Source organism: Microtetraspora sp. AC03309 (genome assembly GCF_020826795.1).
Classification (GTDB): domain Bacteria; phylum Actinomycetota; class Actinomycetes; order Streptosporangiales; family Streptosporangiaceae; genus Microtetraspora; species Microtetraspora glauca.
This window is the reverse complement of sequence record NZ_JADDIL010000019.1, coordinates 63,877-85,558: the sequence shown is the minus strand read 5'-3', so window position 1 is coordinate 85,558 and position 21,682 is coordinate 63,877. Positions and strand designations below refer to the sequence as shown.

Genomic DNA, 21,682 nt, shown 5'->3' with positions numbered 1-21,682 from the left:
CCGCTTCGAAGCACTCCGACTCACGTCGTGGATACTCAGCGCGCTCAAGCTGGCCTTCGAGACCGACATCGCTCAGACTGGTGGCTGATCACCCTCCATCTCATGCGCTCGCTTCTTCCAGTCCATGAGCACCTTCACGGGTCCGGCGGTGATGGCGTCCCTTTCTCCCCTATCAGCCAAAAGGACAGGGGAGGACAGACAGCAGGCACGGTTACCTGGCCGTCTGGAAAGCGGGCCATGACGAAGAAGGCCACATTGGCAACTCTCAAGCCGCAAGCGTTGTCCGCAAGGGTACGGTTCAGGCCCCGCCCGACGTCCGGCCGACTGAGCAGGCCACCCCGGTTCCTCCGATGCCACAGTAGCCGCCCCAGTTCTTGTACAAGTACTGCTGGTGGTAGCGGTTCACTTCACGCAATAGATCAGCTCACGCCGCTGGAGCACGCGGAGTGATCCGTACCTGAAGATCGGCATTCAGCGCCCTGGCCAGACGCTCAAAAGATCGAGGACCGGTTGTCGTGGCTGCGGCATAGCGCGCACCTGAAACTTAGGAGGCCCTCGTCTGTACGTACGGACTCGCCGACCCTGACGACGTCCGTCCGCGGGCTGTCTGGGCCGATCTCGGCGAGTCCTCAGGCGGCCTCAGGAGCCAAGGTCCTGGACGAGCGTCGGGATGAACTCGCGGGCCCGCTCGTTGAGGCGGAGCACGAACCCGGCGATCAGTTCGAGCTGGTCGTCATCGTATGCGTCCGCCACCGACGTGAACGCGGCCGCGACCCGCCCGAAGATATCCCCAAGCGCCGCCTCGTGCCGGCCGGTCGAGCGCACGAGCACCTTGCGGCGGTCGGCCGTATCCCTGTGCCGCTCGATGAAGCCGCCGCGCTCCAGCCGGTCGAGGAGCGCGGTCACGGCCGAAGTGCTGAGGCCGGTCAGCTCGGCCAACCGTCCCGCCGTGAGCTCCTTTTCGTGCCTGGCCAGGTTGAGGCACTTCAGGTCGGTGGGCCCCAGACCGAAGTGGGCGGCGATGGCCTGATGCATGATCACGCCATGCGAGGCGTTGTCCTGCGTCGCCTCGGCGAGTGTCCGCAGAACCTTGGCTCGACGACCCGTTGACATCCGCACTCCAACGCGTACTATCTCGAATTATCTCGATAAATCGAAATTTCCTACCCTTCGAACAAAATTAGCACGAAGGAGACGAGCATGAGAGACGAGACTCCAGTGCTGATCGTGGGAGCGGGCCTCGCGGGGCTGTCCACGGCCGTGTTCCTCGGCATCCACGGCGTTCCGTCTGTCGTCGTGGAGCGGCATCCGGGGCTGTCCACCCAACCCAAGGCCAGGGGTCAGATGCCGACGACCATGGAGGCCCTGGCAACCGCCGGGATCGCCGATCGGTTCACACACGCCGCTCCGCCGGGCGGGGATAGAAGCGTCATAGTCATCGCGGAGACCGTCACCGGCCCCGTCCTGAAAGACTTCGTCCTCGAGATGCCCGACTTCTCCCGGCTGTCTCCCGCGCCGTTCGCCGCCGCGAGCCAGGAACGGGCCGAGCGAATCCTGAACGACAAGGCGGCCGAGCTGGGTGCCGACATCAGGTTCTCGACCGAGCTGGTGTCGTTCCGCCAGGACGGCGAGGCGGTGATCGCCGAGCTTCGCGACACCACGACGGGCAAGCGGCGGACGATCACGGCGCGGTACTTGATCGGCGCCGACGGCCACAAAGGCGCAAGCCGCGATATGGCCGCCATACCGGTCCACGGACGCCGGTCGTCACGGCCGGGGCGAACGATGTTCCTGCAGTTCGAGGCCGACCTCGACATGGCGCTGCGAGGCGAGGCGTTCGGGCTCTTCTATCTGCAGAATCCGGCGCTCCCCGCCCGGGCGGCGACGGTCGTGACCACCGACTACCCAGGCCGCTACGTCCTGGCCGCTACGTTCGAGCCCGGTGACAACCCGGACGCCGAGCAGCTCGTGGACGTCGTCCGCACCGCCTGCGGCGTACCGGACCTGGACGTGAAGATCCTGGAGATCGCCTGGTCGTCCTCGGGAGAACACCTCACCCGGGTCGCGGACTCCTTCCAGGCCGGGCGGGTCCTGCTGGCCGGTGACGCTGCGCACCTCATGCCCCCGACCGGAGGACAGGGCGGGAACACCGCCGTGATGGACGGCTACCACCTCGCCTGGAAACTTGCCGCCGTGCTGTCCGGCACCGCCGGGCCCGGCCTGCTCGCGAGCCACGACGCCGAGCGCCGGCCGTACGCCGACGCGCTGGCCGAGCAGCAATACGCCAATCTGATCCAGCGTCAGTCTCCCCACCTGCGCGACGGGACGGAGGCCGAGATCCTGGATCCGGCGGTGGGGCTGTTCGGCTACATCTGCCCATCCGGGGCCTTCGTGCCCGAGGACGGCGACCAACCCTCGCTGTTCGAGAACCCGGTCACGCCGTCCGGCCGCCCCGGGTCGCGTGCCCCGCATGTACGGCTAGCCCGCGGTGGCACTCCAGTCTCGACGCGCGACCTCTTCGGGAGCGCGTTCGTCCTCCTAACTGCCAGAGGACGGCACTGGACCGGCGCCGTTGAACAGGCCGCACGCCGGCTCGGCGTGGCCCTGGACCTCCACGTGATCGGAGACACCGCCGGCCTGGCCGACGTGGACGGGCTGTTCCTCGCGACATACGGCATCACGGAGGCGGGCGCCGTCCTCGTGCGGCCGGACGGGGTCATCGCGTGGCGATCGCGCGGCGCGGGCGCACCCGGGAACCTCGAACGTGCACTACGACACGTCCTGGACCGCATCATCCCCTGAGCCGACTCCTCTCGACCGGTCAGACTCCAGGGACGGGCCCGCCGTCCAGAATCGCCAGTGGTGAGGCCGACCGGACACCGGTACGGCCGACGCCACAGCAACCTTGCCGACACGTGTTTGCCGGCGGCGCCCCCACCTCGATCAATGCTTGCTGCTTCAACTGGCCTGGTTGGGCGCGTTGTGTTGGTACGGCAGACCTGCCACGGTAGATGCGGCAAACCTGCCGTTGATGTTTCGGCAGATCTGCCACAGGCAATGCGGCAAACCTGCCACGCGCCTGGGTAGGCGCGCTTATCCTGAGCTTGTGGATATCGATGAGCTGACACTCTTCCCTCGGCGCGCGGAAAGCATGGCAGTAGAGGCGCTCGCCGACACCCGTGTAGTGGTGATCAATGGTGCTCGGCAGGTCGGCAAGAGCACTCTGGCTCAGGGAATTGCGCAAAGGATGCCAGGATCTCGCGAGATATATCTGGATCAGGCGGCCATACGCGCCGCAGCGCGGCACGATCCTGACGGGATCGTGCACCATGACGGACTCCTTCTCATCGATGAGATCCAGCGCGTGCCCGACCTACTGCTCTCCATCAAGCGCGAAGTGGATGCCGATCCACGACCTGGACGCTTCCTACTGACGGGCTCTGCCCGGCTGCTGGACCTCCGGGATCTTCCGGACGCGCTTCCCGGCCGATCCGAGACGATCGAACTGTGGCCGCTATCTCAGGGGGAGATCGATCGAAGTGCCGACAGATTCATCGATGCGGCGTTCCGAAGCGGTCCCGACCTCAAGATTCCGAGATCTCCGTTGCGGCGAGCCGACTATCTGGACCGCGCTCTAAGAGGCGGCTATCCAGAGGCGGTCCACCGCCCCACGCATCGGAGAAGGGCCCGCTTCTTCGAGTCCTACATCTCCGATTTGATCAATAGGGACGTGAAGCAGGTGTCCGACATCGAGCGCCCTGCCGACATGCGACGTCTACTCAACGTCCTTTGCGGCCGGATGAGCGGACTGGCGGTGATCGACAACATCAGCCGTGACCTCGGACTGCCTCGCAACACTGTGAAGCGATACGTCGACCTGCTCGACCTCGTTTACGTCATCAGGCGGATTCCGGCTTGGTCGTCCAACGCGACCACGCGCGCCATCGCGACCCCTAAGCTTCTCGTGGTTGACTCCGGACTGGGAGCACACCTCGCCGGCCTCACCCCTGCTCGGACTACCGATGTAACGGCACCCGTGGGGCCGCTGCTGGAGAATTTCGCCCTCGGCGAGCTGGCCCGTCAGTTGACGTGGTCGGAGGAACCTGTACGCCTCTACCACTACCGAGACCGCGACAACGTCGAAGTGGACGGCATTCTGGAGCGGGCCTCCGGCGAGATCGTCGGTATCGAAGTGAAGGCGGCGGAGACCGTACGTGCCGGCGATTTCAGGGGACTCCAGCACTTAGCCCGTAAACTCGGCGACCGTCTCATCGCCGGATATGTTCTCTACGCGGGCCAGGAAGCGCTGCCTTTCGGCGACCGAATGCGCGCCCTCCCGCTATCCGCGCTATGGGAGGCGACCGCAGGCTCCTGAGCAACCTTCGCAGTGAAGGGTTCTCACCGAAAACGGCTCCGGCCCTTGATCGGCGCCGGGCAAGCCGGGCGACCAAGGGCCAGGATCGATCAGTTACCGCAGGTCTACGCTTCGCCGGACGTCAGGCCGATCGGGCACGCGACGCCGGTACCTCCGATGCCGCAGTAGCCGCCCGGGTCCTTGTACAAGTACTGCTGGTGGTAGTCCTCGGCGAAGTAGAAGGGGCCGGCGGGAGCGATCTCGGTCGTGATCTCGCCGTAGCCGGCCTCGTCGAGCACCCGCTGGTACGCGTCACGAGACGCGAGCGCGGCCTTCTCCTGCTCGGCTCCGTGCGTGTAGACGGCCGAGCGGTACTGCGTACCGATGTCGTTCCCCTGGCGCATGCCCTGGGTCGGGTCGTGGGCCTCCCAGAAGACCTTCAGCAGCTCCTCGTACGACACCCGGCTGGGGTCGAAGACCACCCGTACGACCTCCGCGTGGCCGGTCATCGTGGAGCACACCTCCTCGTACGTCGGGTTCGGCGTGTATCCGCCCGCATAGCCGACCGCGGTGGACACGACGCCGGGCGTCTGCCAGAACTTGCGCTCGGCTCCCCAGAAACACCCCAGTCCGAAGTCCGCGATCTCCGTGTTCTCCCCGTACGGCGGGGCCAATGGAGCGTCGAGCACCAGGTGCCGGGACGCCACCGGCATCGCCTCGGATCGGCCGGGCAGCGCCTCCGAGGGAGTCACCATCGATGTCTTGTTCTGTCCGAACAGCCAGCCCATGTCGCACCTCCACCCGTCCCCAACCGGAGCGCCCTCCCGGTTGTTCCTGCCATAAGTATCGCTAAATCGCGCGACAACGATTGCTTATTTGTGTTAAATCCCGTAAGGAGTCACACTGGATGTCATGCCTGAATCGCGCCGAGGAGTCTTGTACGGCATAGCCGCCTACGCCATGTGGGGGCTGTTCCCGCTGTACTGGCCCCTGCTGAAGCCCGCCGGAGCCATCGAGATCCTCGCGCACCGCATGGTCTGGTCCCTCGTCGCGGTCCTCGCCATCCTGGGCGTCCGCCGCCACTGGTCGTGGATCCGCACGATGACCCGCCGCCAGGTGCTCCTCCTCGCCCTCGGCGCGGTCGTCATCTCCACCAACTGGGGCATGTACATCTACGCGGTCAACACCGGCCACGTCGTGGAGAGCGCACTCGGCTACTTCATCAACCCGCTGGTCAGCGTCCTCTTCGGTGTCCTCATCTTCCGCGAGCGGCTGCGCCCCTGGCAGTGGGCGGCCGTCGGTCTCGGCATGGTCGCGGTGCTCGTCCTGACTCTCGACTACGGCCGGCTTCCCTGGATCGCGCTCGTCCTCGCCGCGTCCTTCGGCACGTACGGCCTGATCAAGAAGACCGCCCAGGTCGGCGCGGCGGAGAGCCTGACCATCGAGACCCTGGTGCTCCTCGTTCCCGCGCTCGGATATCTCGGATTCCTCCAGGTGGACGGCGCCGGAACCTTCGGCAACCACGGAGCCGCTCACGTCGCGCTGCTCGTCGGCGCCGGCCTGATCACGGCCGTTCCCCTGCTCTTCTTCTCCGCGGCCGCGATCCGGGTGCCGCTGACCGTCGTCGGGCTGCTGCAGTACATCGCCCCGGTTCTGCAGTTCCTGTGCGGCGTCCTGGTCGCCCACGAGACCATGCCCGACAGCAGGTGGGCCGGATTCGCCATCGTGTGGCTGGCGCTCAGCGTCTTCACCTGGGACAGCCTGCGCGCCGCTCGGGCGACCCGCCGCGAGGCCCGTACGACACCCTCGCTCGAAACCGTCTAAATCCCCCGGAACGGCCTGAGCTGGTCAGTGAGCCCCGGCCATCGCCGGGGCCACCGGATTCACCCGGAGCGCTCGACCACGTAGTCACAGAGGCCCACGAGGGCCTCACGGGCCGGGATGTCGGGGAGGCCGGCGAGCGCGGACTTGGCCCTGCCCGCCCACCGCAGCAGCTCCTCGCGGGCCTCGGCCATCGCCGTGTTGGCCCGCAGCAGCTCCAGCGCCTCGTCCACGTTCTCCTCGGCCACGGGACCGGAGAGCAGGGTACGCAGCCGCGCGTCCTCCGGTCGGTCGGACGCCAGCGCGTACAGCACGGGCAGGGTGTGGACGCCCTCACGGAGATCGGTGCCCGGGGTCTTGCCCGAGTCGGCCGTCGGAGCCGCCACATCGATCAGGTCGTCGCCGAGCTGCCAGGCGACGCCGATCGCCTCGCACGCCTCGGTCAGCCGGGTGGTCACCTCGGCCGGCGCGCCCGCCAGCATGGCGCCGAAACGGCCCGACGTGGCGATGAGGGAGCCGGTCTTGTCCGCCAGCACCTGGATGTAGTGCGTGATCGCGTCGACGCCCTCGGAAGGTCCGATCGTCTCGCGGATCTGACCGCGGACCAGGCGGGAGAACGTCTGCGCCTGGATGCGGATGATGTCGGCGCCGAGGTCGGCCAGGATCTCGGACGCCTGGGCGAAGAGGTAGTCGCCGGTGAGGATGGCGACCGTGTTGTCCCAGCGGGCGTTCGCCGAGGGCGAGCCACGCCGGACGGGGGCCTCGTCCATCACGTCGTCGTGGTAGAGCGTCGCCAGATGGGTCAGCTCGATGACGACGGCCCCGGGCACGACTCCCGGGGCGTCGGGGTTGCCGAACTGCGCGGCGAGCAGGACGAGCATCGCTCGGAAACGCTTGCCGCCGGCTTCGATGAGATGGCGGGACGCCTCCGTGACGAAGGCGTCCTCGCTCTCCACCGACGAGCGGAGCAGCTTCTCCACGGCCGCGAGCCCGTTCGCCAGATCCGCGGCCAGCCGCTCGTCGACGAGAGGCAGGTCAACAACGGGCGGCGCGGCCATAGAGGAAAGCTCCTATCGGACGAACAACGACTGAGCAGCCGTGTGCGCCAGGTCGAGCACGGGCTGCGGGAATACCCCGAGGACTACGGTAGCCAATGTCGCCAGGGCTCCGACCGCCCAGGTGCCTCCGGGAATCACCACGGACGGCCCGTCGGCCGCCGGGTCGCTGAAGAACATCAGCACGATCACGCGGACGTAGAAGAACGCGGCGATCGCCGAGGACACCACGCCGACCACGACCAGCGGCGTCGCGCCGGCGTCCACCGCCGCCTGGAACACCGCATACTTCCCGAAGAAACCGCTGGTCAGCGGGATGCCGGCGAAGGCGAGCAGGAAGAAGGCGAACACGGTCGCGACCAGCGGCCTGCGCTTGCCGAGCCCGGCCCAGCGGGACAGGTGCCACGCCTCGCCACCGGCGTCGCGGACCGTGGTGACGATCGCGAACGCGCCCACCGTGGTGAAGCCGTAGGCCGCCAGGTAGAACAGCAGGGCCGAGAGCGCCGAGGCGTTCTGCTGCTGGTTGCCGATGGCGACGACACCGATGAGCAGGAAACCTCCGTGCGCGATGGAGGAGTACGCCAGCATCCGCTTGATGTCCGTCTGCGTGATGGCGAGGATCGCACCGGTCACCATGGTGAGAATCGCCACACCCCACATGATGGGGGTCCAGCTCCACTCGAGACCGCCCAGCGCCACCCAGAACACCCGCAGGAGCGCGCCGAACGCGGCGACGAGGGTACCCGAGGCCATCAGCGCCGTGATCGGCGTCGGGGAGCCCTGGTAGACGTCCGGCTTCCACGCCTGGAACGGCGCGGCACCGATCTTGAACAGCAGGCCGACGCCGAGCATCGCCGCGCCGATGTAGAGCAGCGTGTCCTGCCCACCGACCATGCCGAGCGAGGCGCCGATCTTCGCCAGATCGACCGAACCCGCGTAGCCGTACAGCAGGGCGGTGCCATACAGGAAGAAGGCGGAGGAGAAGGCGCCGAGCAGGAAGTACTTGACCGCGGCCTCCTGCGACAGCAGGCGGCGACGGCGGGCGAGACCGCACAGCAGGTACAGCGGCAGCGACATGACCTCGAGGGCCACGAACATGGCCAGCAGGTCGTTGGCCGCCGGGAACAGCAGCATGCCGCCGACGGCGAAGAGGGCCAGCGGGTAGACCTCGGTGTGCGTGGCGCCCTCGCTGAGCGCCCGCTCCTCCTCGGCCGAACCGGGCACGGCCGAGGCCGAGGCCACGAAGTGCCCCTCGTCGTTGATGAGCAGGATGCTCACGAACGCGAGCACGAGGATCGTGCCCCAGATGAACAACGCCGGGCCGTCGACCGCCACCGCTCCCATGGCCGCGGGCTTGGTCGGGATGCCGCTACGCGCCTGCCAGATCGTCAGCACGAAGGCGCCGGCCAGCGACAGCAGCGTCAGCGGCTTGTGGATCGACGAGCGGAGATACCTGGGGGCGAACGCCTCCACGAGCACTCCGATGATCGCCGCGCCGAAGACGACCAGCATCGGCGCCAGCAGGCCGTATTCGATGGTCGGCGCTTGGATGGTGCCGTTCACTGGCCCTCCTGTGCAACGGACTCCTGCTTGACGTTCTGGACCTGGGAGATCGAGTCCGTCACCGCGGGATTGATGACGTCGAGCAGCGGCTTCGGGAAGAAGCCGAGCGCGATGATCACCGCGATCAGCGGGGCGACGACCCACTTCTCACGGCCGTTCAGATCCTTGATATCGCGGACGGACTCCGCGGTCGGACCGTTCATGGTCCGCTGGTACATCCACAGGATGTAGATCGCGGCCAGCACCACACCGCTGGTGGCGATGATCGCGTAGACGGCGTGCGTCTCGTAGCTGCCGATCAGCACCATGAACTCGCTCACGAAGGAGCTGAGGCCCGGCAGCGCGAGCCCGGACAGGCCGGCGACCAGGAACGTGCCCGCCAGGATCGGGGCCACCTTCTGCACGCCTCCGTAGTCGGAGATGTACTGCGAGCCGCGGCGGTGGATCAGGAAGCCCGCGATCAGGAACAGCGCTCCGGTCGAGAAGCCGTGGTTGACCATGTACAGCGTCGCCCCGGACCCCGCGTTCACGCTGATCGCGAAGACGCCCATGGTGATGAAGCCGAAGTGCGAGATCGACGTGTACGCGATGAGGCGCTTCATGTCGGTCTGCCCGATGGCGACGATCGCGCCGTAGACGATGCCGACCACCGAGAGCACCAGCACCAGCGGGGTGAAGTAGTGCGCCGCGTCCGGGAACAGCTCCAGGCAGAAGCGCAGCATGCCGTACGTGCCGACCTTGTCGAGCACACCCACGAGCAGCACGGCGGCGCCGGCCGGAGCCTGGGCCGCCGCGTCGGGCAGCCAGGTGTGGAACGGCCACAGCGGCGCCTTGATGGCGAACGCGATGAAGAAGCCGAGGAACAGCCACTTCTGGGTGCCGACGTCCTGCACGCTGCCGACGAGGTCGGTGAACATGAACGAGCCCTTGTCGGCGATCGAGTAGAGCGCGATCACCGCGACGAGCATCAGCAGCCCGCCGAAGAGCGAGTAGAGCAGGAACTTCACCGCGGCGTAGGACCGCTGCGCCCCACCGTACGACCCGATCATGAAGTACATCGGGATCAGCATGGCTTCGAAGAAGACGTAGAAGAGGAAGACGTCGGTCGCCGCGAAGACGCCGATCATCATCGCTTCCAGCACCAGGAGCAGCGCGAAGTACGTGCGCACCGAGCGTTTGCCCGCCTCCGCCTCATGCCAGGACGCGAGCACCACGATCGGCACGAGCACGGCCGACAGCAGGATGAGAACCAGTGCGATGCCGTCCACACCGAGACCGAAGTGGATCCCGAAGGACGGCACCCAGCTGTACTTCTCGGTGAACTGGAACTTGTCGCCGTTCGGGCTGAACTGGACCGCCATGACGACGGTCAGCACCAGCACCAGCAGGGACACCGCGAGGGTCGCCTGCTTGGCGCGCAGCTCGTTCTTCACGGCCGCGACGCCAAGCGCGCCCAGCACGGGCACACCTATCAGGGTTGAGAGCCAGTAGTGCATCACAGGTTCCCTACGACGAACCAGGCACCGACCAGGATGGCGGCGCCGACGAATATCGACAGCGCGTACGAGCGGACGAAGCCGGTCTGGACTCGCCGCAGCCGGCCCGACGTGCCGCCGATCCCCGCGGCGAGCCCGTTGACGAGGCCGTCGATCCCGCGGTTGTCGAAGAACACCGCGAGCCGGGTCAGCCACTGGCCAGGCCGCATGAACAGCGCCTCGTTCAACGCGTCGCCGTACAGGTCACGCCGGGCGAACGTGGTGAGGAACGAGCCGCGCGGAGCGACGACCGGCACCTCGGCCTTGCCGTACTTGACCCAGGCGAAGGCCGCGCCGACCGCCACGAGCGCCAGGGTGGCCAGCCCGGTCACGGTGAACGGGTGGAACGACGGCTCGTGCTCCGGCAGTCCGACCGCCGGGGCCAGGAACGTCATGAACCGGTTGCCCAGGATCAGGAAGGCGCCGAGGAAGATCGAGCCGACCGACAGGATGATCAGCGGCCACGTCATGACGGCGGGCGACTCGTGCGGATGCGCGTCCGCCTCCCAGCGCTTCTGGCCGAAGAACGTCATGAACACCAGACGCGACATGTAGAAGCCGGTGATGCCGGCGCCGAGCACCGCGAGCCAGCCGAGGGTCTCGTTGTACTCCATCACGCTCTCGATGATGCCGTCCTTGGTGAAGTAACCGGACAGCAGCGGGAACCCGATGATCGCCAGATAGCCGACGAGGAACGTCGCGAAAGTGATCGGCATGACCTTGCGCAGGCCGCCGTACTTGCGCATGTTGACCTCGTCGTTCATGGCGTGCATGACCGATCCGGCGCCGAGGAACATGTCGGCCTTGAAGAAGCCGTGCGTGATCAGGTGCGCGATCGCGAAGGCGTATCCGGCCGGGCCGATGCCCGCGGCCAGCATCATGTAGCCGATCTGCGACATCGTCGAACCGGCGAGCGCCTTCTTGATGTCGTCCTTGGCGGTACCGATGATCGCACCGGCGAGCAGCGTGGCGACACCGACGATCGTGACCGCGATCGCCGCGGTCGAGCCCTCCGGGAAGAACATCGCGCCCGACCGGGTCACGAGGTAGACGCCGGCGGTGACCATGGTCGCGGCGTGGATGAGGGCCGACACCGGGGTCGGGCCCTCCATCGCGTCCAGGAGCCAGGACTGCAGCGGCAGCTGGGCCGACTTTCCACAGGCGCCGAGCAGGAGCAGCAGGCCGATCGCGGTGAGCGTCCCCTGGCTGGGGTGCGCCTCGGAGGCCATGACCCCCGCGAACGAGACCGAGTTGAACGCCGTGAAGATGGTGAAGATACCGATCGCCAGGCCGAAGTCACCGACCCGGTTGACGATGAACGCCTTCTTCGCCGCGGTCGCCGCCGCCGGCTTGTGCTGCCAGAACCCGATCAGCAGGTACGACGCGAGACCCACGCCCTCCCAGCCGACGTACAGACCGATGTAGTTGTCGGCGAGCACCAGGAGCAGCATCGCCGCGACGAACAGGTTCAGGTAGGCGAAGAAGCGCCGCCGGTTGGGGTCGTGCGCCATGTAGCCGATCGAGTAGATGTGGATCAGCGAGCCCACACCGGTGATCAGCAGGACGAACGAGATCGACAGCGGGTCGATCAGGAGGCCCATCTTCGTGAGGCCGGGAATGAAGTCGTACAGCGGGACCGCCAGGCGGCGTTCGGCCGGATCGAACCCCAGCAGCTGGACGAAGACCAGCACGCCCACCACGAAGGAGGCGACGGCGGTGGCGACGCCCAGCAGGTGACCGAACCTGTCGGTCCTGCGCCCGCCCAACAGGAGGACGGCGGCGCCGAGCAGCGGCAGAGCGATCAGCAGCCACGAGACGCCGATCACTCCCCCGGAGTGCTCGATGATCTTTGCGGGTTCCACGGCCACCTCTTAGTACTTCAGCAGGTTCACGTCGTCGACGGACGCGGACCTGCGGGTTCGGAAGATCGTCACGATGATGGCCAGGCCGATGACCACCTCGGCGGCGGCCACGATCATCACGAAGAAGGCGATGATCTGGCCGTCGAGGTTGCCGTTCTGCCGGGCGAAGGTGACGAACGCCAGGTTGCAGGCGTTGAGCATGAGCTCGACGCACATGAAGACCACGATGGCGTTGCGCCGTACCAGCACCCCGACGCCGCCGATCACGAACAGCAGCGCGGAGAGCACCAGGTAGTGCGTTGTCATTTCGCCTCCTTGCCCGTCTCCGGGCCCGTCGCGGGCGACTCTTCGGCCGAACCGGCTTCGCTGGCTCCGTTGGCACCGTTCGCGCCGTTGGCACTGGTGGTGCCGTTCGCCCCGTTGACCCCGCCGGCGCCGTTGGCGTGCCGTACGGGCTCCTCGGACACCCGCTCCTGGGCTTCGAGAGCCTCGGCTTCGAGGGCCTTGGCGATCTCGGGCGCCAGGGTGCCCTCGGCGGCCTCGCGCCGGGCGAGGACCCGGTTGACCGACAGCGGCGCCACCGTGCCGTCCGGCAGGAGCGCCGGCATGTCGATGGCGTTGTGCCGGGCGTAGGTGCCGGGTCCGGGCAGCGGCGCGGGGTTGCGCCCGTGCTCCCCGAACTCGACGAAGCGCGCCCGGGACAGGTCCTTCTGGGTCGGCTTCGGCTCGGCACGCTCCCGGTGCGCCAGCACCATCGCGCCGAGCGCGGCGGTGATCAGCAGCGCCGACGTGACCTCGAAGGCGAACACGTACCGCGTGAAGATCAGCTCGGCCAGCGAGGGCACGTTGCCCGCCGCCGTCACCGCCTCCAGCCCCTTCGGGGCCGCCAGTACGGCGTTGCCGACGCCGAGCCCGAGCAGCGCGGCGAACGCGAGCCCGGCCACGATCGCCCAGAACCGCTGTCCCCTGATCGTCTCCACGAGAGAGTCCGAGGAGTCCACGCCCACGAGCATGAGCACGAACAGGAACAGCATCATGACCGCGCCCGTGTAGACGATGATCTGCACGGCGGCCAGGAACGGAGCGTCCTGGACGGCGTAGAGCACCGCCAGCGACAGCATGACGGTGCCCAGCATCAGGGCCGAGTAGACCGCCTTGCGGCTGAAGACGAGCCCGAGCGCGGCGGTCACGGACACGACCGCCAGCACCCAGAACGTGATGGTCTCACCCATTGCTACGACCCAACCGGTAGTAGTCCTCTTCGGTCTCGCCGAGACGCATCGGGTGGGGCGGCTGCTCCATGCCCGGAGCCAGATCCGCGAGGAGCATCTCCTTGGTGTAGATCAAGGATTCGCGGCTGGAGTCGGCGAGCTCGTACTCGTTGGTCATCGTCAGCGCCCGCGTCGGGCATGCTTCGATGCAGAGACCGCACAGGATGCACCGCAGATAGTTGATCTGGTAGGTGCGTCCGTACCGCTCCCCCGGGGAGAAGCGCTCGGTCTCGGTGTTGTCCGCGCCCTCGACGAAGATCGCGTCCGCGGGGCAGGCCCACGCGCACAGCTCACAGCCGACGCACTTCTCCAGACCGTCGGGCCACCGGTTCAGCTGGTGCCGCCCGTGGAAGCGCGGCGCAGTCGGCCGCTTCTCCTCCGGGTAGTTGACCGTCACCGGCTTCTTGAACATGTGGTGGAAGGTGACGCCGAATCCCTTGATCGGATTCAGCCAATCAGTTGCTCCCACTGGTCACCTCCTTGACCGCGGTGCTTGCTTGGCGCGCCGGCAGGACGCCGTGGTAGTGCGGGAGGTCCAGCGGCGGCACCGGGAACCCACCCGCCTCCGGCTCTTCGCGGAGCTGCTCGAACTCCTCCTCGATCTGGGCGGCCTTGGCCTCCCTGCGACGCTGGAGCAGCGTGTCGAAGCGCAGCCAGATCGCGAGCCCGCCCACGACGATGATCGCCCCGAGTGTGAGGATGAACGCCCTGTCGGCCTCGGGCATCCGCAGCGCCTTGAGGGTGGCGTACAGCAGGATCCAGGCCAGGTTGAGCGGGATCAGGACCTTCCATCCGAAGGCCATGAGCTGGTCGTACCGTACGCGGGGCAGTGAGGCGCGAACCCAGACGAAGAACCCGAACACCACCACGAGTTTGATCAGGAACCAGAGCATCGGCCACCAGCCGGTGTTGGCCCCCTCCCAGATCGAGATGGGCCAGGGCGCTCGCCACCCGCCGAGGAACAGCGTGATCGCGATACCCGAGACCGTGAACACGTTGATGTACTCGCCCAGCATGAACATCGCGAACTTCAGCGACGAGGAGTACTCGGTGTGGAAACCGCCGACCAATTCGCCCTCACCCTCGGGGAGGTCGAACGGAACGCGGTTGGTCTCGCCCAGCATCGTGATCGCGTAGATCAGGAAGGACGGCAGCAGCGAGACCGCGTACCAGGACGGCTGCGGGATCGACAACCCGAAGACGTCCCAGGTGCCGCCGCCCGCCTGCTTGGCCACGATCTCCGAGGTGGACAGCGTGCCCGCCGCCAGGAAGACCGCGACGAACGACAGGCCCATCGCGATCTCGTACGAGACCACCTGGGCGCTGGAGCGCAGACCGCCCAGGATGGCGTACGGCGAGCGCGATCCCCATCCGGCGAGCACGATGCCGTAGACGCCGATCGACGCCATGGCGAGCACCAGCAGCACCGCGACCGGCAGGTCGGTGAGCTGCAGCGGCGTCTTCACCCCGAAGATCGACACCATCGGGCCGAACGGCATGACCGAGAAGGACAGGAACGCCGGCACCGCGATGATGACGGGAGCGAGCAAGTAGACGATCTTGTCCACCGTGCGTGGCGTGATGTCTTCCTTGAGCCCCATCTTCAGGCCGTCGGCCACCGACTGGAGCAGGCCGAACTTGCCCGCCCGGTTGGGGCCGTACCGGTGCTGCATGCGGGAGATGAGCTTGCGCTCGGTCCACACGCCGAACAGCACGCCCAGCATCAGGAGCACGAAGATGAAGACGGCCTTGATGATGGAGAGCCACAACGGGTCGTGGCCGAAGTCCTGCAGCGTGGGACCAGTGTTCGGGTTCATCGGTCGGTCTCCACTTCCTCGTTCACGGTCTCGAGGACGTCCTGGCCGGTGATCGTGACCACGTCACCGGCGACGGCGCGCAGGTCACGGGTGACCGACACACCTGCGGAGTTGGACGGCACCCAGACCACCCGGTCGGGGAGGTCGGCGATCCGCACGGGCAGGATCACCGAGCCGCCGATGGTGACCTTGTCGCCGTCGGCCACGCCGATCTCCGCGGCCGTGGCCTCGGAGAGCAGCGCCGCCGCGGCCCTCGCGGTCCCGGCGAGGTACGGCTCGCCGTCCTGGAGCCGGCCGTCGTCGAGCAGCAGGTGCCAGGTGGCCAGCACGGCCTCCCCGGCCTGCGGCTCCCGGGCCTGCCGACCGCCGGTCACGCTCGGCGCCGCCGTACGGGGGCCGCGCCACGATCCCAGGGCCCCGAGTTCGCGCCGCGCGGCGGCGGCGTCGGGCAGCGCCAGGTGGACGTCCATGTGGTCGGCGATGGCGGAGACGACCGCGAGGTCGCTCATCACGCCGGGGACGGCCGTCGCGACGTCGAACGAGCGGCCGCGGCCCTCCCAGTCGACGAACGTGCCGGCCTTCTCGGCCACCGCGGCGACCGGGAGGACCACGTCGGCCCGGTCGGTCACCGCGCTGGCGCGGATCTCCAGGCTGACGATGAAGGGCGTGTTCTCCAGGGCGGCCAGCGCCCTGCCCGGGTCGGCCAGGTCGTACGGGTCGACACCGGCGATGACCAGCGCGTCGAGCTCCTCGTTCAGCGCGGCCCCGAGGATGCCCTCGGTGTCGCGGCCCTCGGCCTCGGGCAGGACCGAGACGTTCCAGGCCCTGGCGACCTCGGCGCGGGCCGCCTCGTCCGCCACCGGGCGGCCGATCGGCAGCAGGTTGGGCAGTGCCCCGGCCTCGATCGCCCCGCGCTCGCCGGCCCGCCGCGGCACCCAGGCGAGCCTGGCGCCGGTGGTCTGCGCGAGCCGCAGGAGGGCGGACAGCGCGCCGTGCGCGGTGGCGAGCCGCTCGCCGGCGAGGATGATCGCCCCCTCGGGCAGCAGGTCGGTGCCGGAGTTGATCAGGTCGCCGATGGCCTCGGCCTCGCCGCCGGGGACCGTCCTGATGAGCGTGCCGCGCATCTTCGTCAGGCCCGGGGTGGCGAACGGCGCCAGGGAGTAGACCTTGAGGCCCTTCTTCCGCGCGGCCTTGCGAAGCCGCAGGAAGACGATCGGCGACTCCTCCTCGGGCTCGAACCCGGCGAGGAGCACGGCCGGAGCGTTCTCCAGGTCGCTGTAGGAGACCTCGATGCCCTTGCCCGCGACGGCGTGGGCGAGGAAGCGCGCCTCCTCGTCCGACAGGGGCCGGGCGCGGAAGTCGATGTCGTTGGTGCCGAGCGCGACACGGGCGAACTTGCCGTACGCGTAGGCGTCCTCGACGGTGACCCGGCCGCCGACCAGCACGCCCGCCTTGCCGCGTGCCGCCGCGAGCCCCTTGGCCGCGACGTCGAGGGCCTCCGGCCACGAGGCCGGCACGAGCCTGCCGTCCTCGTCACGGATCAGCGGCGACCTGAGCCGGTCGGGCTGGGTCGCGTACTGGAAGGCCCAGCGGCCCTTGTCGCAGTTCCACTCCTCGTTGACCTGGGGGTCGTCCCCGGCCAGGCGGCGGGTGACCCGGCCGCGGCGGTGGTCCGTACGCAGGGAGCATCCGGAGGCGCAGTGCTCGCAGGCGCTCGGCGTGGACACCAGGTCGAACGGGCGGGAGCGGAAGCGGTAGGCGGCGCCGGTCAGCGCGCCCACCGGGCAGATCTGGACGGTGTTGCCCGAGAAGTAGGACTCGAACGGCTCGCCGTCGGCGACGCCCACCTGCTCCTTGGCCCCGCGCTCGAAGAAGTCGATGAGCGGGTCACCGGCGATCTGGTCGGAGAAGCGGATGCACCGCGCGCACTGGATGCAGCGCTCGCGGTCGAGCAGCACCTCGGTGGACAGCGGGATCGGCTTCTCGAAGGTCCGCTTGTGCTCGACGAACCGGCTCTCGCCCTGGCCGTTCGACATCGCCTGGTTCTGCAGGGGGCACTCGCCGCCCTTGTCGCAGACCGGGCAGTCGAGCGGGTGGTTCAGGAGGAGCATCTCCATCACACCGCGCTGGGCCTTCTCGGCCACCGGCGAGGTGAGCTGGCTCTGCACCACCATGCCCTCGGCCACCTCGATGGCGCAGGACGGCTGCGGCTTGGGGAAGCCGCGGCCGTTGCCCGCGTCCGTGATGTCCACCAGGCACTGGCGGCAGTTCGCCGCCGGGTCGAGCAGCGGGTGGTCGCAGAACCGGGGGATCTGGATCCCGAGCAGTTCGGCGGCCCGGATGATCAGCGTGCCCTTCGGCACGCTGATCTGGAAGCCGTCGATGGTCAGGGTCACCATGGTCACGACGGGCTGTTCCGGCTGCGTTGTCTGAACCGTCACTTGGACCCCCACACAGTGGAAGCAGCGGGATCGAACGGGCAGCCGCCGATCTCGAAGTGCTTGAGATATTCGTCGCGGAAGAGCTTCACCGACGAATGGATGCAGCTGGTCGCGCCGTCTCCGAGGGCGCAGAACGAGCGGCCCAGGATGTTGTCGGCGATGTCGGTGATCGTGGCCAGGTCCTCCTCGGACCCCTGGCCCTTCTCCAGCCGCTTGAGCACCTGCTTGAGCCAGTAGGTGCCCTCCCGGCAGGGGGTGCACTTGCCGCAGGACTCGTGCGCGTAGAACTCCGTCCACCGGAGTACGGCGCGCACCACGCAGGTCGTCTCGTCGAAGATCTGCAGCGCCCGGGTGCCGAGCATCGAGCCCTTGGCGCCGACCGACTCGAAGTCGAGCGGCACGTCCAGGTGCTCGGCCGTGAAGATCGGTGTGGAGGAGCCGCCCGGGGTCCAGAACTTCAGCTCGTGGCCCTCGCGGATCCCGCCCGCCATGTCGAGCAGCTCGCGCAGCGTGATCCCCAGCGGGGCCTCGTACTGGCCGGGCCTGGTGACGTGCCCGCTCAGCGAGAAGATGCCGAAGCCCTTGGACTTCTCGGTGCCCATCCCGGCGAACCAGTCGGCGCCGTTGGCCACGATGCTCGGCACGCTGGCCACCGACTCGACGTTGTTGATGACCGTCGGGCAGGCGTACAGGCCGGCGACCGCGGGGAACGGCGGCTTGAGCCGCGGCTGGCCGCGGAAGCCCTCCAGCGAGTCGAGCAGTGCCGTCTCCTCGCCGCAGATGTACGCCCCGGCGCCGCTGTGCACGACCAGTTCGAGGTCGTACCCGGAGCCGAAGATGTTCGTGCCGAGGTAGCCCTTCTCGTACGCCTCGCGGACCGCGGCCTGCACCCGGCGGATGACGTGGAGCACCTCGCCGCGGACGTAGATGAAGGCGTGGTTGGCCCGGATGGCGTACGCGGTGATGATGACGCCCTCGACCAGCGCGTGGGGGTTGGCCATCATCAGCGGGATGTCCTTGCAGGTTCCCGGCTCCGACTCGTCGGCGTTCACCACGAGGTAGTGCGCCTTGCCGTCGTTCTGCGGGATGAATCCCCACTTCATGCCGGTCGGGAAGCCGGCGCCACCGCGACCGCGCAGGCCGGAGTCCTTGACCGTCTGGATGATGGCGTCCGGGTCGAGGCTCAGCGCCTTCTTCGCCGCGGCGTACTCGCCGTACCCGTCGAGGGTGAACGAGTTGGGCTGGTCCCAGTTCCGGGTGAGGACGGGGGTAAGGGTCGTCATCGGTCGCTCACCGATCCTCCTGGCGCCTCCCAGCCGTTGGCCTTGGCGACCTTCAAACCTTCGAGGGACGGACCCGCGGCCGAGGGGCCGTCACCGGCCAGCCCGTCGGGAAGGCCCGCGAGGACCCGCGATGCCTCCTTGAACGAGCACAGCTTCTTGGGTCCGCGGGTCGGCGAGATGTCCTTGCCGTCACGCAGGTCGTCCACGAGCTGCTTGGCCGACTCCGGCGACTGGTTGTCGAAGAACTCCCAGTTGACCATCATGACCGGGGCGAAGTCGCAGGCGGCGTTGCATTCGAGCCGCTCCAGCGTGATCTTGCCGTCGGACGTGGTCTCGTCGTGGCCGACCCCGACGTGCTCGGAGAGCTCGTCCCAGATCTGGTCGCCGCCCATGACCGCGCACAGGGTGTTGATGCAGACGCCGACGTTGTAGTCGCCCGCCGGCTTGCGCTTGTACATGGTGTAGAAGGTCGCGACCGCGACCACCTCGGCCTTGCTCAGGCCGAGCATCTCGGCGCAGAACTCGTGCCCGTCGTCGGAGACGTAGCCGTCCTCCGACTGCACCAGGTGCAGCAGCGGCAGCAGGGCCGACCGCGCCTTGGGGTAGCGGCCGATGATCTCCTTGGCGTCCGTCTCCAGACGCTCGCGGACCTCGGGTGAATAACTCACCGGTCCACACCTCCCATGACCGGGTCGATCGAGGCGACCGCCGAGATGACGTCGGCGATCATGCCGCCCTCACACGTCGCGGGCACCGCCTGCAGGTTCGTGAAGGACGGGTCGCGGAAGTGTACGCGGTAGGGCCGCGTCCCGCCGTCGCTGACCACGTGCGCGCCCAGCTCGCCGCGCGGCGACTCCACGGCGGAGTACGCCTGGCCGGCCGGCACTCGGAAGCCCTCGGTCACCAGCTTGAAGTGGTGGATCAGGGCTTCCATGGAACTGCTCATGATGTGCGCGATGTGGTCCGGCGAGTTGCCGAGGCCGTCGGGGCCGAGCGCGAGCTGCGACGGCCAGCCGATCTTCTTGTCCTCGATCATCACCGGGCCGCCCTTGAGCGGGCCGGTCAGGCGGTCGAGCGCCTGCTCGATGATCTTCAGCGACTCCTCCATCTCGGCCATGCGGACGAGATAGCGGCCGTACACGTCGCAGGTGTTCTCGGTCGGGACGTCGAACTCGTACGTCTCGTAACCGCAGTAGGGCTGCGACTTACGCAGGTCCCAGGGCAGCCCGGCCGCCCGGAGCATCGGCCCGGTGATCCCGAGCGCCATGCAGCCGGTCAGGTCGAGGTAGGCGACGTCCTTGGTCCTGCGGGTGTAGACCGGGTTGGCGTCGAGGAGCTTGCGGATGTCCTTGATCCGCTCCGGCATGACCTTGAGGAACTCGCCGATCTTGTCGACCGCGCCCGCGGGCAGGTCGACGCTCACGCCGCCCGGCCGCACGTACGCCATGTTCATCCGCAGACCGGTGACGTACTCGAAGATGTCGAGCACCATCTCACGCTCGCGGAAGCCGTAGATCATCGGCGTGGTGGCGCCCAGCTCCATGCCGAACGTCGCGAGCGCCACCAGGTGCGAGGAGATCCGGTTGAGCTCCATCATCATCACGCGGATGGCCTGCGCCCGCTCGGGGACCCTGTCGGTGATGCCGAGCAGCTTCTCCACGGCCATGCAGTACGCCGTCTCGTTGAAGATCGGCGCCAGGTAGTCCATGCGGGTGACGAACGTGACCCCCTGGGTCCACGTCCGGAACTCCATGTTCTTCTCGATGCCGGTGTGCAGGTAACCGATCACCGTCCGGGCCTCGGTCACCGTCTCGCCGTCGAGCGTCAGGACCAGCCGGAGCACGCCGTGCGTCGACGGGTGCTGCGGGCCCATGTTGATGACCAGGCGTTCCTCGGACGACTCGGTCACCGTCTCGACCAGCTCGTCCCAGTCCTGTCCGGCGACGTCGTAGACCTTGCCCTCGGTCGTCTGGGTCATGCGTACGACCTCCTCTGGTCCGGCGCGGGGGTCTCGGCGCCGCGGTACTCCACCGGGATGCCGCCGAGCGGGTAGTCCTTGCGCTGGGGGTGTCCCTCCCAGTCGTCGGGCATCTCGATGCGGGTCAACGCCGGGTGGCCGTCGAAGACGATTCCGAAGAAGTCGTACGTCTCCCGCTCGTGCCAGTCGTGCGTCGGGTAGACAGAGACCGTGGACGGAATGTGGCGGTCGGAGTCGGGGCACCCGACCTCGACGCGGACCCGCCGGTTGTGCGTGATCGAGCACAGGTGGTAGACCGCGTGCAGCTCGTTGCCCGTCTCGTCCGGGTAGTGGACGCCGGAGACGCCGAGCGACAGCTCGAAGCGCAGCGCCGCGTCGTCGCGCAGGTGCCGCATCACGTCCACGAGACGTTCGCGCGCCACGTGGAAGGTGACCTCGTCGCGGTCCACGACGACGCGCTCGATGGCGTCGCCGAACGCGGGCTCGAGCGCGTCGGCCACCTCGTCGAAATACGACCCGTACGGCCGGGCGCTGGAGAGCCGGGGCGCGCGGCGCACGACCAGGCGGCCGTACCCGGACGTGTCCCCGGTCCCGCTGGCGCCGAACATGCCCGTACGGGCGACGGGCTCAGGTGTCTCCTCCACCGGCACCCCGGGGAGGTTGTCGCTGCTCATCTGGTGGCTCCGCTCCACGAATACCGCA

The 21,682-nt window shown here is 68.1% G+C and carries 17 protein-coding genes and 1 pseudogene; 3 read left to right on the top strand and 15 right to left on the bottom strand.

Translation table 11 applies throughout. The features are described from left to right. Positions 1-639 precede the first annotated feature (639 nt). Complete coding sequence (locus tag IMZ11_RS13790) at positions 640-1,113, bottom strand: MarR family winged helix-turn-helix transcriptional regulator (RefSeq protein ID WP_228641379.1); 474 nt, start codon at positions 1,111-1,113, stop codon at positions 640-642. A gap of 87 nt (positions 1,114-1,200) precedes the next feature. On the opposite strand from IMZ11_RS13790, the gene IMZ11_RS13785 reads away from it, so the two are divergent. Both IMZ11_RS13785 and IMZ11_RS13780 read left to right on the top strand, forming a co-directional pair. Beyond that, positions 1,201-2,802 carry an FAD-dependent monooxygenase gene (locus IMZ11_RS13785; protein WP_228641377.1) on the top strand — a complete coding sequence of 534 codons (1,602 nt, stop codon included), beginning with the start codon at positions 1,201-1,203 and terminating at the stop codon, positions 2,800-2,802. A gap of 229 nt (positions 2,803-3,031) precedes the next feature. Beyond that, positions 3,032-4,189, top strand: a pseudogene (locus IMZ11_RS13780) (ATP-binding protein); the annotation flags it as partial. Between the two features lie 290 nt (positions 4,190-4,479). Here the strand turns inward: IMZ11_RS13780 and msrA are convergent. Continuing rightward, positions 4,480-5,142 carry a peptide-methionine (S)-S-oxide reductase MsrA gene (gene msrA / locus IMZ11_RS13775; RefSeq protein WP_228641372.1) on the bottom strand — a complete coding sequence of 221 codons (663 nt, stop codon included), beginning with the start codon at positions 5,140-5,142 and terminating at the stop codon, positions 4,480-4,482. Positions 5,143-5,290: 148 nt separating this feature from the next. On the opposite strand from msrA, the gene rarD reads away from it, so the two are divergent. Further along, on the top strand, positions 5,291-6,178 hold the full coding sequence (rarD, locus tag IMZ11_RS13770) for an EamA family transporter RarD (protein WP_308066787.1): 888 nt from the start codon (positions 5,291-5,293) through the stop codon (positions 6,176-6,178). Between the two features lie 59 nt (positions 6,179-6,237). Here the strand turns inward: rarD and IMZ11_RS13765 are convergent, their stop codons facing one another. The 13 genes from IMZ11_RS13765 to IMZ11_RS13705 are packed head-to-tail and all read right to left on the bottom strand — an operon-like array spanning position 6,238 to position 21,654. Further along, positions 6,238-7,233 carry a polyprenyl synthetase family protein gene (locus tag IMZ11_RS13765; RefSeq protein WP_061253842.1) on the bottom strand — a complete coding sequence of 332 codons (996 nt, stop codon included), beginning with the start codon at positions 7,231-7,233 and terminating at the stop codon, positions 6,238-6,240. Positions 7,234-7,245: 12 nt separating this feature from the next. Further along, on the bottom strand, positions 7,246-8,793 hold the full coding sequence (gene nuoN, locus IMZ11_RS13760; protein WP_228641368.1) for an NADH-quinone oxidoreductase subunit NuoN: 1,548 nt from the start codon (positions 8,791-8,793) through the stop codon (positions 7,246-7,248). Continuing rightward, positions 8,790-10,289: an NADH-quinone oxidoreductase subunit M gene (locus tag IMZ11_RS13755; RefSeq protein WP_228641366.1), complete on the bottom strand. Its 1,500-nt coding sequence runs from the start codon at positions 10,287-10,289 to the stop codon at positions 8,790-8,792. Before IMZ11_RS13755 ends, nuoN begins: the two co-directional genes overlap by 4 nt. Further along, entirely contained in the window at positions 10,289-12,196 is a 1,908-nt protein-coding gene (nuoL, locus tag IMZ11_RS13750; RefSeq protein ID WP_228641364.1) for an NADH-quinone oxidoreductase subunit L, read from the bottom strand. The genes IMZ11_RS13755 and nuoL overlap by 1 nt, the downstream gene beginning before the upstream one ends. A gap of 3 nt (positions 12,197-12,199) precedes the next feature. Beyond that, complete coding sequence (gene nuoK, locus IMZ11_RS13745) at positions 12,200-12,496, bottom strand: NADH-quinone oxidoreductase subunit NuoK (RefSeq protein ID WP_061253845.1); 297 nt, start codon at positions 12,494-12,496, stop codon at positions 12,200-12,202. Beyond that, positions 12,493-13,422, bottom strand: coding sequence for an NADH-quinone oxidoreductase subunit J (locus tag IMZ11_RS13740; protein ID WP_228641362.1), 930 nt, complete (start codon positions 13,420-13,422; stop codon positions 12,493-12,495). Before IMZ11_RS13740 ends, nuoK begins: the two co-directional genes overlap by 4 nt. Further along, complete coding sequence (gene nuoI / locus IMZ11_RS13735) at positions 13,415-13,930, bottom strand: NADH-quinone oxidoreductase subunit NuoI (RefSeq protein ID WP_228641360.1); 516 nt, start codon at positions 13,928-13,930, stop codon at positions 13,415-13,417. Before nuoI ends, IMZ11_RS13740 begins: the two co-directional genes overlap by 8 nt. Further along, complete coding sequence (gene nuoH / locus IMZ11_RS13730) at positions 13,917-15,278, bottom strand: NADH-quinone oxidoreductase subunit NuoH (protein ID WP_228641358.1); 1,362 nt, start codon at positions 15,276-15,278, stop codon at positions 13,917-13,919. The genes nuoI and nuoH overlap by 14 nt, the downstream gene beginning before the upstream one ends. Then, positions 15,275-17,719 carry an NADH-quinone oxidoreductase subunit G gene (locus tag IMZ11_RS13725; protein WP_228641356.1) on the bottom strand — a complete coding sequence of 815 codons (2,445 nt, stop codon included), beginning with the start codon at positions 17,717-17,719 and terminating at the stop codon, positions 15,275-15,277. The genes nuoH and IMZ11_RS13725 overlap by 4 nt, the downstream gene beginning before the upstream one ends. Beyond that, the gene (gene nuoF / locus IMZ11_RS13720; protein WP_061253848.1) at positions 17,716-19,002 is read right to left on the bottom strand and encodes an NADH-quinone oxidoreductase subunit NuoF; all 1,287 of its coding nucleotides are present in this window, start codon (positions 19,000-19,002) and stop codon (positions 17,716-17,718) included. The genes IMZ11_RS13725 and nuoF overlap by 4 nt, the downstream gene beginning before the upstream one ends. Next, positions 18,999-19,670, bottom strand: coding sequence for an NADH-quinone oxidoreductase subunit NuoE (gene nuoE, locus IMZ11_RS13715; protein WP_228641354.1), 672 nt, complete (start codon positions 19,668-19,670; stop codon positions 18,999-19,001). Before nuoE ends, nuoF begins: the two co-directional genes overlap by 4 nt. Next, complete coding sequence (locus IMZ11_RS13710) at positions 19,667-20,980, bottom strand: NADH-quinone oxidoreductase subunit D (RefSeq protein ID WP_228641352.1); 1,314 nt, start codon at positions 20,978-20,980, stop codon at positions 19,667-19,669. The genes nuoE and IMZ11_RS13710 overlap by 4 nt, the downstream gene beginning before the upstream one ends. After that, positions 20,977-21,654: an NADH-quinone oxidoreductase subunit C gene (locus tag IMZ11_RS13705; RefSeq protein ID WP_228641350.1), complete on the bottom strand. Its 678-nt coding sequence runs from the start codon at positions 21,652-21,654 to the stop codon at positions 20,977-20,979. Before IMZ11_RS13705 ends, IMZ11_RS13710 begins: the two co-directional genes overlap by 4 nt. Positions 21,655-21,682: the final 28 nt, after the last annotated feature.

Excerpts from the sequence above, each read along its gene's own strand:
- IMZ11_RS13790 (WP_228641379.1), bottom strand. The coding sequence starts at position 1,113 with ATGTCAACGGGTCGTCGAGCCAAGGTTCTGCGGACACTCGCCGAGGCG.
- IMZ11_RS13785 (WP_228641377.1), top strand. The coding sequence starts at position 1,201 with ATGAGAGACGAGACTCCAGTGCTGATCGTGGGAGCGGGCCTCGCGGGG.
- msrA (WP_228641372.1), bottom strand. The coding sequence starts at position 5,142 with ATGGGCTGGCTGTTCGGACAGAACAAGACATCGATGGTGACTCCCTCG.
- IMZ11_RS13765 (WP_061253842.1), bottom strand. The coding sequence starts at position 7,233 with ATGGCCGCGCCGCCCGTTGTTGACCTGCCTCTCGTCGACGAGCGGCTG.
- IMZ11_RS13755 (WP_228641366.1), bottom strand. The coding sequence starts at position 10,289 with ATGCACTACTGGCTCTCAACCCTGATAGGTGTGCCCGTGCTGGGCGCG.
- nuoK (WP_061253845.1), bottom strand. The coding sequence starts at position 12,496 with ATGACAACGCACTACCTGGTGCTCTCCGCGCTGCTGTTCGTGATCGGC.
- IMZ11_RS13740 (WP_228641362.1), bottom strand. The coding sequence starts at position 13,422 with ATGGGTGAGACCATCACGTTCTGGGTGCTGGCGGTCGTGTCCGTGACC.
- nuoH (WP_228641358.1), bottom strand. The coding sequence starts at position 15,278 with ATGAACCCGAACACTGGTCCCACGCTGCAGGACTTCGGCCACGACCCG.
- nuoF (WP_061253848.1), bottom strand. The coding sequence starts at position 19,002 with ATGACGACCCTTACCCCCGTCCTCACCCGGAACTGGGACCAGCCCAAC.
- IMZ11_RS13710 (WP_228641352.1), bottom strand. The coding sequence starts at position 20,980 with ATGACCCAGACGACCGAGGGCAAGGTCTACGACGTCGCCGGACAGGAC.
- IMZ11_RS13705 (WP_228641350.1), bottom strand. The coding sequence starts at position 21,654 with ATGAGCAGCGACAACCTCCCCGGGGTGCCGGTGGAGGAGACACCTGAG.